Origin of the sequence: Microbacterium alcoholitolerans (genome assembly GCF_050408615.1) — a bacterium.
GTDB lineage: Bacteria > Actinomycetota > Actinomycetes > Actinomycetales > Microbacteriaceae > Microbacterium.
Genome location: NZ_JBNTKD010000001.1, coordinates 373789 through 388373, shown reverse-complemented (window position 1 = coordinate 388373; position 14585 = coordinate 373789). Strand labels below are relative to the sequence as shown.

Sequence of the window (14585 nt, the reverse complement as noted above, 5' to 3'; positions counted from 1 at the left end):
CGCCCGTCCGCTCCCCTGCTCAGTCACGCTGACCCGTGCCCGGTATCACAATCGAGGTCGAAAATCGCCCCCGTTCTCACGCGCGGGGCGGTCGCGCATCCTGAGGACATGCTCCACAGGATCGCTGACGACGCTCCCCTGATCTTCGTGCACGGATACGACCTCGGCTCGCGCATCTGGTCGCGCGTGCGCACAGGAGCGCGGGCCGCACCGATGCGGCTGCTCGGTCACAGCGCGATGTTCGTCCGAGGCCCCGAGGGAGTGCGCGTCTTCTACGACGAGCGCCGCATAGCGCGGCACGGCGCCATGCCGCGCTTCGTGCAGGAGACCCTGTTCGGGCACGGCTCGGTGCACAGTCTGGATGCCGACGAGCACCGGCACCGCAAGTCGACCTTCCTGCGAGTCGCCTACGACGATGTCCAGGTCCGCCGCCTCGATCCGCTGCTCGACGAGGAATGGCAACGTGAGCTCCATGAGTGGGTCGACGGCGAACACCGCAGCGCCTATGACGCCGCCGTGCGCGCATTCGGACGCGCCGGGATGCGATGGGCCGGCCTCCCCGGCACGACGGACGCACGAGATCGCTTCGCCGCGCGTCTCGCGCAGATCGTCGATGGCTTCGGTCGCCCGTTCTCCCCTGGCTTCGCGACCGCCGTCTTCAACCGCGTGTGGTCCGACCGCCGGGCCGCCCGCCTGATCCGCGCTGTGCGCGCCGGGTCCCTGCACCCTTCGCATGGCACCGCGCTGCGCGAATGGGCGTGGCACCGCGACCCCGACGGAGAGCTCTTGAGCGCCCGGCTTGCCGGCGTGGAGCTGCAGAACAGCATCCGACCGCTCATCGCCGTCGCACGCTTCGCGGCGTTCGCCGCGGCGCGCCTGCACGATATGCCCGAGTGGCGCGCGCGCATCCACGCCGAGACCGTGGAGCGGGGGCAGCTCGTCGGCGGCCCCCTGGCCGTCGCGTTCGCACAGGAGATCCGACGCACCGCGCTCTTCGTGCCGATGCTTCCCGGCCGCGCCACCACCGACATCGAGTTCGACGGGCAGCACGTCCCGAAGGGCGGCCGGGTCGTCATCGACACCCTCGGCACGGACCTCGACGAGGCGTCGTGGGACGATCCGGAGCAGTTCCGGCCAGAGCGCTTCCTGGAGCAGTCGGACTACGAAGCGATCGAGGCGTTCATCCCGCACGGCGGCGCCGACGTCGCCACCGGGCACCGCTGCCCGGGTGAGAAGCTCGCGATCGCCGCGCTGTCCGCAGCGATCGCCGCGATCAGCGACCCACGCGTGACGATCAGCGACAGAGGGCTCGATGTGAACCGCCGCCGCCTGCCGACCATGCCCTCCTCCGGGGGATGCGTGCACGCCGCCGGCGCACGAGAACGACAGAACACAAAGGAGAGGATCGGATCATGAAGGCGCTCACGTGGCAGGGAAAGCGGGACGTGCGGGTGGATGAGGTGCCCGACCCGGGGATCATCGAGACCAGCGACGCGATCATCCGCGTCACCTCCACGGCGATCTGCGGATCCGACCTGCACCTCTACGAGCTGCTCGGCCCGTTCATCGACCCGGGTGACATCCTCGGCCACGAGACGATGGGCGAGGTCGTCGAAGTGGGATCCGGGGTGAGGACGCTGAGCCCCGGCGACCGCGTCGTGATCCCGTTCAACATCGCGTGCGGCACCTGCTGGTTCTGCCGCCGCGGACTGCAATCGCAGTGCGAGACCACGCAGGTGCGCGAGTACCGCAGCGGCGCGGCGCTCTTCGGTTACACGAAGCTCTACGGCCAGGTGCCCGGCGGCCAGGCCGAGTACCTGCGCGTGCCGCTCGCCGACTACAACCACATCAAGGTCGGCCACGACCTGCCCGATGAGCGCTATCTCTTCCTCAGCGACATCCTCCCGACCGCCTGGCAGGGCGTCGAATACGCGGATGTCCCGTCGGAGGGAACGGTCGCCGTCCTCGGGCTAGGGCCCGTGGGACAGTTCGCGGCGCGCATCGCGCGGTCGCGCGGCCATCAGGTTCTGGGCATCGATCCGGTGCCGGAGCGCCGGGCGATGGCGGCACGCCATGGCATCGACGTGTTCGATCTCGAAGACGATGTGGTCACGTACCTTCTCGACATCACGCAGGACCGCGGTCCCGACTCGGTGATAGACGCCGTGGGCCTCGAGGCCCACGGCAGTCCTGCGCTCGCCACGCTGCAGAAGGCCGCTGGGCTCCTGCCGGACGCTCTGGCACGACCGCTTCTGGAGAACGTCGGCGTCGATCGTCTCGCGGCGCTGCACGCCGGAATCGATCTCGTCCGCCGCGGCGGAACCGTCTCCCTCAGCGGTGTCTATGCGGGTGACGCCGACATCCTCCCGATGAAGACGATGTTCGACAAGCAGGTCACGCTGCGGATGGGTCAGTGCAACGTCAAGCGATGGATCCCTGAGCTGATGGCGCTTGTCGAGCATCCGGAGGACCCGCTCGGCGTCACCGACCTGACGACCCATCGCGAGCCTCTGGAGCGTGCTCCCGAGATGTACGAGACGTTCCAGAAGAAGGAAGACGGCTGCATCAAGGTCGTCCTTCAGCCCTCGCAGGGCTGAAGGACGACCTACCGCATCGTCGAGGCAGTCACTCGGCCAGTGCGTAGCCCGCCTCGCCGTGGACGACGAGGTCGACACCGGCGACCTCGTCCTCGCTCGTCACACGGAATCCGATGGTCTTCTCGATCGCGAGCCCGATGACGGCTGCGACCGCGAAAGAGTAGATCAGCACGCCCCCGGCGGCGATCACCTGCACCGCCAGCAGACGCCAGTCCCCTCCGGTGAACAGGCCCTGGCCGATGGCGAAGAAGCCGAGGTAGATCGTGCCGATCATTCCGCCTACCAGGTGCAGTCCGACGACGTCCAGCGAGTCGTCGAATCCCCAGCGGTACTTCAGGTCGACGGCCAGTGCGCACACCACGCCCGAGAGCGCGCCGAGCAGCAGGGCCCAGCCGGGCGTGAGACTCGCGCAGGCCGGCGTGATCGCGACCAGCCCGGCGACGAGCCCGGAGACGGCGCCGACAGATGTCGGCTTGCCATCCTTGATCCGCTCGATCAGGATCCAGCCGAGGATGCCGGCCGCCGCAGCGCCGAGGGTGTTGATGCCGATCAGGCCGACTTTGCCCATGTCCTCGGAGAGCCACTCCGCACCGGCGTTGAAGCCGAACCAGCCGAACCACAGCAGGGCCGCGCCGAGAAGCGTCAGCGGCACGTTGTGCGGGCGCTGGATGCCCTTCTGGAAGCCGATGCGCTTGCCGAGCACGAGGGCCAGTGCCAGCGCAGCCGCGCCGGCATTGATGTGCACCGCGGTGCCGCCGGCGTAGTCGATCACGGCGATGCCGCTCTCAGCACCGAACAGCGCGGTGCCGAGGTTCATGATCCAGCCGCCGCCCCACACCCATGCGGCGATCGGGAAGTAGCCGATAGTGCCGAACAAGCCGACAAAGATCAGCCAGGGGCCGAACTTCGCACGATCCGCGATCGCGCCCGAGATCAGCGCGACCGTGATGATCGCGAATGTCGCACCGTAGGCGACGCTCAGCAGGGCGACGTTCGATCCCTCGCCCGCGGCCGTCTCCACCAGGCCGAAGTCCGCGAACGGGTTGCCGGCGAACTGCGACGGGTCGCTCACCGCGCTCATCGAGAAGCCGTACAGCACCCACAGCACCGCGATCAGTCCGATCGCGCCGAAGCTCATCATCATCATGCTGATGACGCTCTTCGCCTTCACCAGGCCGCCGTAGAAGAACGCCACTCCGGGCGTCATCAGCAGCACCAGCGCGGTCGCCGTGATCACCCACGAGACATTTCCCGTCGCGTCCATCTGGAACCTCCTTCGTCGAGTTGCGAACGAGGTTCAGTCTGTGACCACCGTGTTTCCGGCGCCGTCGCGCCGTGTTGCGAGCGTGTTACGGGACGCCCGCGAATGTGAACGTCGCGTTACGCGGCATCCGGCAGTGAGTGCGTCAGTGCGTTCAGTCGCGAGATGGCACGCAGATACTTCTTCCGGTATCCGCCGGCGAGCATCTCGTCGGCGAAGACGGCATCGAGTGCGACGCCAGTCGCGGCGATGGGCAGCTGGGCGTCGTACACCCGGTCGACGAAGGCGACGAAGCGCAGCGCCTCGGACTGGTCGGTGAGCACGCGCACCTCGCGCAGCCCGACCAGCGAAAGGCCGTCGATGAGACGGATGTAGCGCGACGGATGCACCTGCGCGAGGTGCCGGATGACCTCGGAGAAGTCGTCATCGGATGCCGCGCCAGATGCCGCCGCCCGCGCGATGGCCTGCTGATAGTCGGCGGCGCCGAGCACGACGGCGCTGCCGTCGATCGCCCGCTGCCGGTAGTCCACGCCGTCGATGCGCAGCGTCTGGAAGCTCTCAGACATCGCGTGGATCTCGCGTAGGAAGTCCTGAGCGGCGAACCGGCCCTCGCCCAGCGCGTTGGGCGGGGTGTTCGAGGTGGCCGCGAGCTTCGTTCCGGATGCCACGAGTTCGCCGAGCAGCCGGGTCATCACCATCGTGTCGCCCGGGTCGTCGAGCTCGAACTCGTCGATGCAGAGCAGATCGGCGCCGCGCAGCAGGTCGACCGTGTTCTTGTAGCCCAGCGCGCCGACCAGTGCGGTGTACTCGATGAACGAGCCGAAGTACTTCCGGCGGGCGGGAAGCGCGTGATAGATGGACGCAAGCAGATGGGTCTTTCCGACACCGAATCCGCCGTCGAGATACACGCCCGGCTTCATCGGCTCCTCCTTCGGAGCCCGGCGGAAGAATCCGACCTTCTTGGCCGGCTCTCCCCGACCGGCGAAGCGGATGAGCTTGTCCTTCCCCTCCTCCTGGGAGGGGTACGCGGGATCCGCGCGATAGCTCTCGAACGTCGCGTCATCGAACTGCGGGGGCGGTACGAGGCTGGCCAGCATCTCGGGGCCGGTCACGACGGGCGTGCGCTCGGTGAGGTGCACGACGCCGGTGCTGAGCTGCTGGGTCATCACGTTCCTGAAGTCATAGTCTTACGATCCGAGTGCGGGCATGCCAGAAGGGATCTATCGTCAATGGGGGACGGATCAACTTTACGCCGTCATCCCGCCTACCCGGCGTCCCGCATCCAGAGGAGCAACAGTGACTGTCGAACACGACACCTCATCCACGAAGTTCGCCGAGTACGCCGAGCCCGGCCGCCTCGTGACCACCGAGTGGCTCGCCGCGAACCTCGACACCCCCGGCCTCGTGATCGTGGAGTCCGACGAGGACGTGCTGCTGTACGAGACGGGGCACATCCCCGGTGCGGTGAAGGTCGACTGGCACACCGAGCTCAACGACCCGGTCGTGCGCGATTACGTGGACGGCGAGGGCTTCGCCGAGCTGCTGAGCCGCAAGGGCATCGCGCGCGATGACACGGTCGTCATCTACGGCGACAAGAACAACTGGTGGGCCGCCTACGCGCTGTGGGTGTTCTCGCTGTTCGGACATGAAGACGTCCGTCTGCTCGACGGAGGCCGTGACAAGTGGATCGCCGAGGGCCGCGAGATCACCACCGAGAAGACGCTGCGTGCGGCCACCGAGTATCCGGTCATCGAGCGCGATGACTCGGTTCTGCGCGCCTACAAGGAGGACGTTCTCTCCGCGATCGGCTCCACCCCGCTGATCGACGTCCGCTCCCCAGAGGAGTACAGCGGCGAGCGGACGACCATGCCCGCGTACCCCGAAGAGGGCGCTCTGCGCGGCGGCCACATCCCCACCGCACAGAGCGTGCCGTGGGCTCGTGCGGTCGCAGAGGACGGGGGATTCAAGTCCCGACAGGAGCTTGAGGCGATCTACCTCGACGGCGCGGGGCTGAAGCCGGGCGATGACGTCATCGCGTACTGCCGGATCGGCGAGCGCTCCAGCCACAGCTGGTTCGTGCTGCAGCATCTGCTCGGCTTCGACAACGTGCGCAACTACGACGGCTCCTGGACCGAGTGGGGCAGCGCGGTGCGCGTTCCGATCGTCACCGGCGCCGAGCCCGGTTCGCGCTGAGTCGGGTCCACTCTGAACCGGAGGCACTGCGAGCATGGGAGAATCGCAGGGATGACTGACACGCACGTTCCTGCAAAGCTCGCGGAGTTCCGCGACGACTTCCTCGACCTGCCCGAGGGCGATCGGCTGGAGCTGCTGCTCGAATTCGCGAACGAGCTGCCGCCGGTGCCCGCGCATCTCGCGGATCACCCGGACATGTACGAGCGGGTGGCGGAGTGCCAGTCCCCCGTGTTCATCAACGTCGAAGTCATCGGCGGCGTCGTCGCCATGCATGCGACGGCGCCGCCGGAGGCTCCGACCACGCGCGGCTTCGCCAGCATCCTCGTGCAGGGGATCACCGGGCTCAGCGCCGACGAGGTGCTGGCGATCCCGGACGACTTCCCCCAGACGATCGGGCTGACGAAGTCGGTCTCGCCACTGCGCATCGGCGGGATGACCGGAATGCTGCTCCGAGCCAAGAACCAGGTCAGGCAGAAGCGCTGACTTCGCCGAGCCCCTGCGCCATCATCCAGTCGGTGATGGCCGCGGTCCAGCCGGTCTGGTCGTAGTTCCAGATCTTGGTGTGTCTGGCGACGCTGAAGGTCGGCATCGTGACGAGGTCGGGTCGTGCGGCCGCCAGCGCGTGCGAGGCATCCGCCGGCACGAACCCGTCGTCGTCACTGTGCAGCAGCAGGATCGGCGCTTCGAGCTCTGAGGCGCGCGCGACCATGTCGAGCTGGTCGAACGCGATGGCGCCCTCCGCACCACTGAGGCGCGCTGTGACGGAGTTCCCCAGAGCGCCCATCGCGAGCGCGGGCAGCGGTTCGCGAAGCCCGGACTCCCGCGCCTGGAACCGCAGCACCGTACGCCAGTCCACGACCGGCGAGTCAAGGATGAGCGCGGCGATCGCCGAGCGATGCCCGCTGGACACTGCGGTCTGCAGCGCGATCGCGCCACCCATCGACCAGCCCATCAGCACGACGCGGCGCGCACCGTGGCGCAGTGCGTAGCCGATGGCGGCGTCGACATCCCGCCACTCCGCCGTGCCGAGCGCATAGGCGCCGCCTCGCGAGCGCGGCGCCTCTCCGTCGTTCCGGTACGACACGACCATCGTGGGCAGGCCGAGCGCGTGGAACACAGGTACCGCGCGCAGGCATTCGGAGCGCGTCGTGCCCCGCCCATGCACCTGGATCACCCAGGTGTCGGATGCCGCGGGGAACAGCCACGCCGGGCACGGACCGGCCGGCGAGCCGATCAGCACGCTCTCCCACGGCAGATGCAGCTCGCTGGGCGTGACGTAATACCACCCGCTGAAGGCCGCGTCCCGGTCGACCCGAGCTCCGGGCTCGATCTGGGTCAGCAGCTTGCGGCGCACGTGCTTGGCATCGGCGCTGAGCACCGCGCCGAGCTTCACGTAGCCGTAGGTGCCGGTGGTGAACAGGCCGTACCGACCGGGCAACTCGGTGTCGGGCGTGCGGTTCAGCTCGATCGTCTGCGCGCCGGTGTCGACCGCGATGATCTGGGTGTCGTTGCGCCTGATTGCCGGTGTGACGACCCTGCGGGCTGTGGCGAACACCGTGAACGCGACCGCCGCACCCGCGGCGATCACGGCAGGGACGGCGAGGGCTACGGCGTGCCTGAGACTCTTCATCGCCTCCTGACTCTAGCCTGTCCACGTGACCGCACACCCGGACGCCGCAGCACGCTTCGCAGAGGCGGCGGCAGAGCTGCGAGCGACGCCGTTCCGCGACGACATCGTCGTGCGAGAGATCCCGTCCCCGAGCGGATTAGCACCGTTCTCGCTTGCGCTGGCGGCCGATGTCCGCCCCGATGACCATGGCGACTCCGTCTACGGCACCGGGCGGTTCGTCCTGCTGCACGACCCCGAGGCCCCTTCGTCCTGGGGCGGCGCCTGGCGCATCGTGGCGTTCGCACAGGCACCGCTGGAGCCCGAGATCGGCACCGACCCGCTGCTCGCGGACGTCACCTGGTCCTGGCTCGTCGACGCTCTCGACTCACGCGCCGCCGCATACCACTCCGCCTCTGGGACCTCGACCAAGATGCTCTCGAAGGGCTTCGGCAGTCTTGCCGGAGAGGGCGACGGTGCGCAGATCGAGCTGCGCGCGTCGTGGACGCCGGATGCCCCGCTGCGCCCACATGTGGAAGCATGGACGGAGTTGGTGGGGATGCTGGCAGGCCTCCCCCCTGGTTCAGAAGGCGTCGCTGTGCTCGGCGCGAGAAAGGGCGGACGTGGCTGAATACTCCGTGATCAGCGACCGCACGGAGTTCGAGAACGCAGCGCACGCTCTGGCCGACGGCTCCGGCCCGGTGGCCGTGGATGTCGAGCGCGCATCCGGATTCCGCTACTCGCAGCGCGCCTATCTCGTGCAGGTCTTCCGCCGTGACGCCGGCGTCTTCCTCTTCGACCCGCCCGCCATCGGCGACTTCGCACCGCTGCAGGAGGCGATCGGCGATCAAGAGTGGGTCTTCCACGCCGCCAGTCAGGATCTCCCCTCGCTGCGAGAGCTCGAGCTCTCCCCCGCGCGCATCTTCGACACAGAGCTCGCCTCGCGGCTGCTCGGCAGCGACGGGTTCGGTCTCGCGGCCGTCGTCGAGCACGCGCTCGGCATCTCGCTCGCGAAGGCGCACTCGGCGGCCGACTGGTCGACGCGTCCGCTGCCCGATCCATGGCTCGAGTACGCCGCGCTCGACGTCCTGCACCTCGTCGACGTGCGGGACGTGCTTGTCGACGAGCTCATCAAGGCGCACAAGGCGGATATCGCCGACGAGGAGTTCGCGGCAACGCTCTCGCGCCCACCCAAGCCTCCCCGTGAGGAGCCGTGGCGCCGGCTCAGCGGTCTGCACAAGGTTCGCGGCGCGCGACAGCTCGCTGTGGCCCGCGAACTGTGGACGGCGCGCGAGGAGTACGCGCAGCACATCGACGTCTCCCCTGGACGCCTTGTCCCGGACCGTTCGCTGCTTGCCGCGATCGTCGCCGCGCCGCAGTCGAAACAGGCGCTCGCAGGGCTGAAGGAGTTCAACGGCCGCGCCAGCCGCACGCAGCTGGACCGCTGGTGGAGCGCCATCGAGCGAGGGCGGACCACCGAGGACCTGCCCCGCGAGCGCGTGCCCAGCGACTCGCTGCCACCGCCGCGCTCCTGGGCCGATCGCAACCCCGAGGCGGATCTGCGGCTCAAGGCGGCGCGCCCGGTCGTCGAGGCGCTCGCCGAGGGGTTGCACATGCCCACGGAGAACCTGCTGACGCCCGATCACCTGCGCAGGGTCGCCTGGGATCCGCCCGCGCTCACCGCCGAAGCCATCGGCGAGGCGCTGAGTGGGCTCGGCGCGCGTGCCTGGCAAGTTGCGCATACTGCACAGAAGATCGCGGATGCCTTTGTAGAGGGCCCGCAAATCGAATCGGACGCGGTCGAAGACGCTTCGTAGGTTCGACCCAACCGATTCCTGGCGTCTCGAGCGGGCTCCTAGGCTGGGGGCATCCCCAACCTTTGGAGGCAGAGTGGCCGAGCTATCGGACGTCTACTTCGTCGATGGAGTGCGCACACCTTTCGGGCGCGCCGGCGAAAAGGGCATGTACTGGAACACCCGCGCTGATGACCTCGCCGTGAAGGCGACCATCGGCCTGATGGAGCGCAACGCCGACGTACCGGCTGAGCGCATCGACGACGTGGCGATCGCCGCGACATCGCAGACCGGCGATCAGGGGCTCACCCTGGGCCGCTCCGTCGCCATCCTCGCCGGGCTTCCGCAGACCGTTCCCGGTCTCGCCGTCGAGCGCATGTGCGCCGGCGCGATGACCAGTGTGACCACCATGGGGGCGTCCATCGGCGTCGGCATGTACGACTTCGCGATCGCCGGCGGAGTCGAGCACATGGGTCACCACCCGATCGGGAGCAATGCCGACCCGAACCCGCGCTTCGTCGCGGAGAAGATGGTCGACCCCGGGGCCTTGAACATGGGCGTCACGGCCGAGCGCATCTTCGACCGCTTCCCGCACCTGACCAAGGAGCGCTCGGACCGGTTCGGCATGCTGAGCCAGCACAAGGTTCAGGCGGCGTACGACGCGGGCAAGATCCAGCCGGACCTCGTGCCGGTCGCGATCAAGGACGCCGACGGCGCATGGGGTCTCGCCATCGAGGATGAGGGTCGTCGCCCGCAGACCACGATGGAGGACCTGGCCGCGCTGAAGACGCCGTTCCGTCCGCACGGTCGCGTCACCGCAGGCACCTCCTCTCCCCTCACAGACGGCGCGACCATGTCGCTGCTCGCCGGCGGCGGTGCTGTCAAGGAGTTCGGCCTGACGCCGAAGATGCGGATGGTCTCTTTCGCATTCGCCGGCGTCCAGCCGGAGATCATGGGCATCGGCCCGATCCCGTCGACCGAGAAGGCGCTCAAGAAGGCCGGCCTGACGATCGACGACATCGGCCTGTTCGAGCTGAACGAGGCCTTCGCCATCCAGGTGATCTCGCTGCTGGATCACTTCGGGATCGCCGACGACGACCCGCGTGTGAACCAGTGGGGCGGGGCGATCGCAGTCGGGCATCCGCTGGCGGCATCCGGCGTCCGGCTGATGATCCAGCTCGCCGCGCAGTTCGCTGAGCGCCCTGACGTGCGCTACGGCCTGACCGCCATGTGCGTTGGTCTCGGGCAGGGCGGCTCGGTCATCTGGGAGAACCCGTTCTACAACGGCAAGAAGAGGAAGTGAACGGGATGACCGATTACAGCAAGGTCGACTTCTCGCCGATCATGGCGCTCACCGAGGGCGAAGTGATCACGCACTCCCCCGTGCGCGACATCCGCCTCGCATCCGGCAAGGTCCTCGCGCTGATCACGCTCGACAACGGACGCGATCACACCCGCCCGAACACGCTGGGGCCGGCGACGCTCACCGAGCTCGGCGAGACGCTCGACACGCTCAAAGCGCGCGCCGCGGCCGGTGAGATCCAGGCCGTCGGCATCACCGGCAAGCAGTACATCCTCGCCGCCGGCGCCGACCTCTCCGACATCAGCCGCGTGGGCTCGAAGGACAACGCACGGCTGATCGCGCAGCTGGGCCACAAGGTCATCGGATCACTCTCCGAACTCGGCGTCCCCTCGTTCGCGTTCGTCAACGGCCTCGCCCTCGGCGGCGGCATGGAGATCGCACTCAACTCCGACTACCGCACCGTCGATGCATCGGCAGCCGCGCTCGCGCTGCCCGAGGTGTTCCTCGGCATCATCCCCGGCTGGGGCGGCGCATACCTGGTGCCGAACCTGATCGGCATCGAGAACGCCCTCGAGGTGGTGATCTCGAACCCGCTCAAGCAGAACCGCATGCTCAAGCCGCAGCAGGCGTTCGAGCTGGGGCTGATGGATGCGATCTTCCCCGCTGCGAACTTCCTCGAGAACTCGCTGGCGTGGGCTGACGCCGTCCTCGGCGGCAAGAAGGTCGAGCGCAAGAACCAGCCGGGCAAGATCGAGCGCACCGTGAAATGGCCCGTCGCCATCAAGATGGCGCGCAATATGCTCGAGTCGAAGATCGGCACAGTGCCGCGCTCGCCGTACGTGGCCCTCGACCTGCTCGACAAGGCCCGCAGCGGCACGAAGGCAGAGGGCTTCGCGCGTGAAGACGAGGCTCTGGCAGAGCTCGTCACGGGTGACCAGTTCGCCGCGTCGATGTACGCCTTCGATCTGGTGCAGAAGCGCGCGAAGCGCCCGGTCGGCGCCCCCGACAAGACGCTCGCGAAGAAGGTCACCAAGGTCGGCATCATCGGCGCCGGGCTGATGGCCAGCCAGTTCGCGCTCCTGTTCGTGCGCAAGCTGCAGGTCCCGGTGCTCATCACCGACCTCGACCAGGCGCGCGTCGACAAGGGCGTGGCGTACATCCACGACGAGATCGGCAAGCTCGAGCAGAAGGGCCGTCTCGACGCCGACACCGCCAACAAGCTGCGCTCGCTCGTGACCGGCACCACCGACAAATCGATCTACGCGGACTGCGACTTCGTCATCGAAGCCGTCTTCGAAGAGGTCGGCGTCAAGCAGCAGGTGTTCGGCGAGATCGAGAAGATCATCGCCGAGGATGCCATCCTCGCGACCAACACCTCTTCGCTCTCGGTCGAGGAGATCGGCTCGAAGCTCGCCCACCCCGAGCGTCTCGTAGGCTTCCACTTCTTCAACCCGGTCGCGGTCATGCCGCTGATCGAGATCGTGAAGACGCCGCATACCAGCGATGCCGCCCTCTCGACCGCCTTCGTGGTCGCGAAGGGCCTCGGCAAGAACGGCGTGCTCACCGCCGACGCGCCAGGCTTCGTCGTGAACCGACTGCTGGCGAAGGTCATGGGCGAGGCGGCGCGGGCCGTCTACGAAGGCACCCCGATCGCCGAGGTCGAGAAGGCGTTCGGTCCGCTCGGTCTGCCGATGGGCCCGTTCCAGCTGATCGACCTGGTCGGCTGGAAGGTCGCCGCCCACGTGCAGGACACGATGGTGCGCGCGTTCCCCGACCGGTTCTACGCCAACGACAACTTCCACGCCCTCGCCGAGCTGGATGCCGTCGTGGAGACGGACAAGGGCGGCCGCGTGACCGGCTGGACCAAGGCCGCCGAGAAGACGCTCAAGGGCGCTGTCGGCTCGACGCCGGCATCCGCCGACACGATCCTCACCCGGGTGCAGGACGGCCTCGCCCAGGAGATCCGGCTCATGCTGGACGAAGGCGTCGTGCCAGAGGTCGAGGACATCGACCTGTGCCTCATCCTCGGCGCCGGCTGGCCGTTCATCGATGGCGGCGCCTCGCCGTACCTCGATCGCGAGGGCGCTTCCGAGCGCGTGTTCGGTGGGACGTTCCACAATCCGCCGATCCGCGGCATCGAGAGCTGACACCCGCAGCACTCCGACGCCCCGTCCGACCGAGCAGGCCGGACGGGGCGTCTCGCTCAGCGCTGGATCGGGCGCCGGTCGGGCTCGCCGCGGTCCGGCCAGTGCGATACCGCCCGCTCGGCCAGCGCGGTGATCGTCAGCGACGGATTCACGCCCGGGTTTGCGGGCACCGCGGCGCCGTCGACGACGTGCAGACCGGGATGCCCCCAGACGCGGTGGTACGCGTCGATGACTCCGTGCTCGCGACTGGCCGAGATGACGGCTCCGCCCAGGAAGTGCGCTGTCATCGGGATTCCGAAGACCTCTGGCCACGAGCCGCGCTCCTCCGATGGGACCCCGGTCTCGGCCTCCATTCGACGCGCCATGGCTCTGACGGCGTCGTGCGCCTGCGGCAGGAAGGAAGGGTTCGGTTCACCGTGCCCCTGGCGGCTGGTCAGCACGTGGCGCCCGAGACGGCGACGCAGTGACAGGGTGAGCGAGTTGTCCGCGGTCTGCATGACCAGGGCGATGATGCCGCGCTCGCTCCAGCGGTGCAGCGAGCCCAGCCGGAACTGTCTGACGGGATGCCGCACAGCGTGTCCGATGAGCGTGCCGAGGCGCCGCAGCAGCGCCCGATCACCCGGGACCAGCACGGAGGCGAGGGCGCCCATCAGGTTGGAGCCCGGGCCATAACGCACGTTCTCGACGTGCGTGCGCTCGTCGACGTGGAACGATGTCGTGATCGCCACACCCTCCGCGAGCTTCGCCGAATCGGGCACCCGAGTGGCGACGGCGCCGTCGAGCGCTTCCGAATTGGTGCGCGTGAGGCGGCCGACGGCATCCGAGATGTGCGGAAGGGCACCGGATGCCCTCATGCGATGCAGCAGCTGCTGCGTACCCCACGTGCCGGCCGCGAACACGACCTGCTCGGCGCGGATGGTCCGACGGTGACGACGCAGCCAGGCTCCACTGCGCTCAGATGTCACCAGATACCCGCCATCAGGATGCTCGCGCACCTCGGTCACGGTGCGCATCGGCTCGATCACCGCGCCGCGCTGCTCGGCGAGGGCCAGGTAGTTCTTCATCAGCGTGTTCTTCGCTCCGACCCGGCAGCCGACCATGCAGTTGCCGCACAGCGTGCATCCCGTGCGGGCAGGGCCCTCCCCGTCGAAGAAGGGATCGGGGACAGTGACACCGGGCATCCCGAGGAACACCCCGATCGGGGCGAACCGGAAGGTGTCCTCGACGCCGAGGTCTGCGGCCGCGCCGCGCATGATGCGCTCGACGGGACCGGTGTGCGGATAGCCCTCGACGACGCCGAGCATTCTCTTCGCGGTGGCGTAGTGCGGCGGAAGCTCGTCTCTCCAGCGCACGCTGTCCGGCCACTGCGGGTCGGCGAAGAACGCGTCGCCCGGTTCGTACAGCGTGTTGGCGTAGTTCAGTGATCCCCCGCCGACTCCCGCGCCCGCGAGGATCATGACGTGCGGCAGCCGGTGAATGCGCTGCACGCCGTGACATCCGAGTCTCGGCGCCCACAGGTACCGGCGCACATCCCACGACGTCTTCGCGAAGTCGTCGTCTTCGAATCGGCGGCCGGCCTCGATGACCTGCACCCGATAGCCCTTCTCGCTCAGCCGCAGCGCTGCCACCGAGCCGCCGAATCCCGAGCCGATGATCGCCACGTCGATGTCGAAATCAGGCATCCG

General features: G+C 68.3%; 12 protein-coding genes. 8 read left to right on the top strand and 4 right to left on the bottom strand.

The window, feature by feature from the left end; translation table 11 throughout:
* Nucleotides 1–108: 108 nt before the first annotated feature.
* Nucleotides 109–1416, top strand: a complete 1308-nt coding sequence (locus tag ACQUSX_RS01875) for a cytochrome P450 (RefSeq protein WP_428929944.1) — start codon at nt 109–111, stop codon at nt 1414–1416.
* The gene (locus ACQUSX_RS01870; RefSeq protein ID WP_428905277.1) at nt 1413–2597 is read left to right on the top strand and encodes a zinc-dependent alcohol dehydrogenase; all 1185 of its coding nucleotides are present in this window, start codon (nt 1413–1415) and stop codon (nt 2595–2597) included. The genes ACQUSX_RS01875 and ACQUSX_RS01870 overlap by 4 nt, the downstream gene beginning before the upstream one ends.
* 28 nt (nt 2598–2625) lie before the next feature.
* On the opposite strand, the gene ACQUSX_RS01865 is transcribed toward ACQUSX_RS01870, so the two are convergent.
* Together ACQUSX_RS01865 and zapE are read right to left on the bottom strand one after the other, a co-directional pair.
* Nucleotides 2626–3861 (bottom strand): ammonium transporter, encoded by a 1236-nt coding sequence (locus tag ACQUSX_RS01865; RefSeq protein WP_428905276.1) that lies wholly within the window; start codon nt 3859–3861, stop codon nt 2626–2628.
* 116 nt (nt 3862–3977) lie between these two features.
* Complete coding sequence (gene zapE, locus ACQUSX_RS01860; protein WP_428905275.1) at nt 3978–5024, bottom strand: cell division protein ZapE; 1047 nt, start codon at nt 5022–5024, stop codon at nt 3978–3980.
* A 130-nt stretch (nt 5025–5154) separates the two neighbouring features.
* Between zapE and ACQUSX_RS01855 the strand changes: the two genes are divergently transcribed.
* Nucleotides 5155–6051, top strand: coding sequence for a sulfurtransferase (locus ACQUSX_RS01855; RefSeq protein ID WP_428905274.1), 897 nt, complete (start codon nt 5155–5157; stop codon nt 6049–6051).
* 51 nt (nt 6052–6102) lie between these two features.
* On the top strand, nt 6103–6534 hold the full coding sequence (locus ACQUSX_RS01850) for a SufE family protein (RefSeq protein ID WP_428905273.1): 432 nt from the start codon (nt 6103–6105) through the stop codon (nt 6532–6534).
* Here ACQUSX_RS01850 and ACQUSX_RS01845 read toward each other — a convergent pair.
* On the bottom strand, nt 6518–7681 hold the full coding sequence (locus tag ACQUSX_RS01845) for an alpha/beta hydrolase family protein (protein WP_428905272.1): 1164 nt from the start codon (nt 7679–7681) through the stop codon (nt 6518–6520). The two genes, ACQUSX_RS01850 and ACQUSX_RS01845, sit on opposite strands and share 17 nt — an antisense overlap.
* Before the next feature lie 25 nt (nt 7682–7706).
* Between ACQUSX_RS01845 and ACQUSX_RS01840 the strand changes: the two genes are divergently transcribed.
* The 4 genes from ACQUSX_RS01840 (at nt 7707) to ACQUSX_RS01825 (ending at nt 12900) form a co-directional block, all read left to right on the top strand.
* Nucleotides 7707–8288: a DUF3000 domain-containing protein gene (locus tag ACQUSX_RS01840; RefSeq protein WP_428905271.1), complete on the top strand. Its 582-nt coding sequence runs from the start codon at nt 7707–7709 to the stop codon at nt 8286–8288.
* Entirely contained in the window at nt 8281–9474 is a 1194-nt protein-coding gene (locus ACQUSX_RS01835) for an HRDC domain-containing protein (RefSeq protein WP_428905270.1), read from the top strand. The genes ACQUSX_RS01840 and ACQUSX_RS01835 overlap by 8 nt, the downstream gene beginning before the upstream one ends.
* Nucleotides 9475–9547: 73 nt before the next feature.
* A complete protein-coding gene (locus tag ACQUSX_RS01830) occupies nt 9548–10753 on the top strand; it encodes a thiolase family protein (RefSeq protein ID WP_428905269.1) in 1206 nt (401 codons plus the stop codon).
* Nucleotides 10754–10758: 5 nt separating this feature from the next.
* Nucleotides 10759–12900, top strand: a complete 2142-nt coding sequence (locus ACQUSX_RS01825; protein WP_428905268.1) for a 3-hydroxyacyl-CoA dehydrogenase NAD-binding domain-containing protein — start codon at nt 10759–10761, stop codon at nt 12898–12900.
* A gap of 56 nt (nt 12901–12956) precedes the next feature.
* Here ACQUSX_RS01825 and ACQUSX_RS01820 read toward each other — a convergent pair whose 3' ends face one another.
* Nucleotides 12957–14582 (bottom strand): GMC oxidoreductase, encoded by a 1626-nt coding sequence (locus ACQUSX_RS01820; RefSeq protein ID WP_428905267.1) that lies wholly within the window; start codon nt 14580–14582, stop codon nt 12957–12959.
* Nucleotides 14583–14585: the final 3 nt, after the last annotated feature.

Coding starts and splice junctions, on each gene's coding strand:
- ACQUSX_RS01845 (WP_428905272.1), bottom strand. CDS start 7,681: ATGAAGAGTCTCAGGCACGCCGTAGCCCTCGCCGTCCCTGCCGTGATC.
- zapE (WP_428905275.1), bottom strand. CDS start 5,024: ATGACCCAGCAGCTCAGCACCGGCGTCGTGCACCTCACCGAGCGCACG.
- ACQUSX_RS01865 (WP_428905276.1), bottom strand. CDS start 3,861: ATGGACGCGACGGGAAATGTCTCGTGGGTGATCACGGCGACCGCGCTG.
- ACQUSX_RS01870 (WP_428905277.1), top strand. CDS start 1,413: ATGAAGGCGCTCACGTGGCAGGGAAAGCGGGACGTGCGGGTGGATGAG.
- ACQUSX_RS01825 (WP_428905268.1), top strand. CDS start 10,759: ATGACCGATTACAGCAAGGTCGACTTCTCGCCGATCATGGCGCTCACC.
- ACQUSX_RS01820 (WP_428905267.1), bottom strand. CDS start 14,582: ATGCCTGATTTCGACATCGACGTGGCGATCATCGGCTCGGGATTCGGC.
- ACQUSX_RS01850 (WP_428905273.1), top strand. CDS start 6,103: ATGACTGACACGCACGTTCCTGCAAAGCTCGCGGAGTTCCGCGACGAC.
- ACQUSX_RS01875 (WP_428929944.1), top strand. CDS start 109: ATGCTCCACAGGATCGCTGACGACGCTCCCCTGATCTTCGTGCACGGA.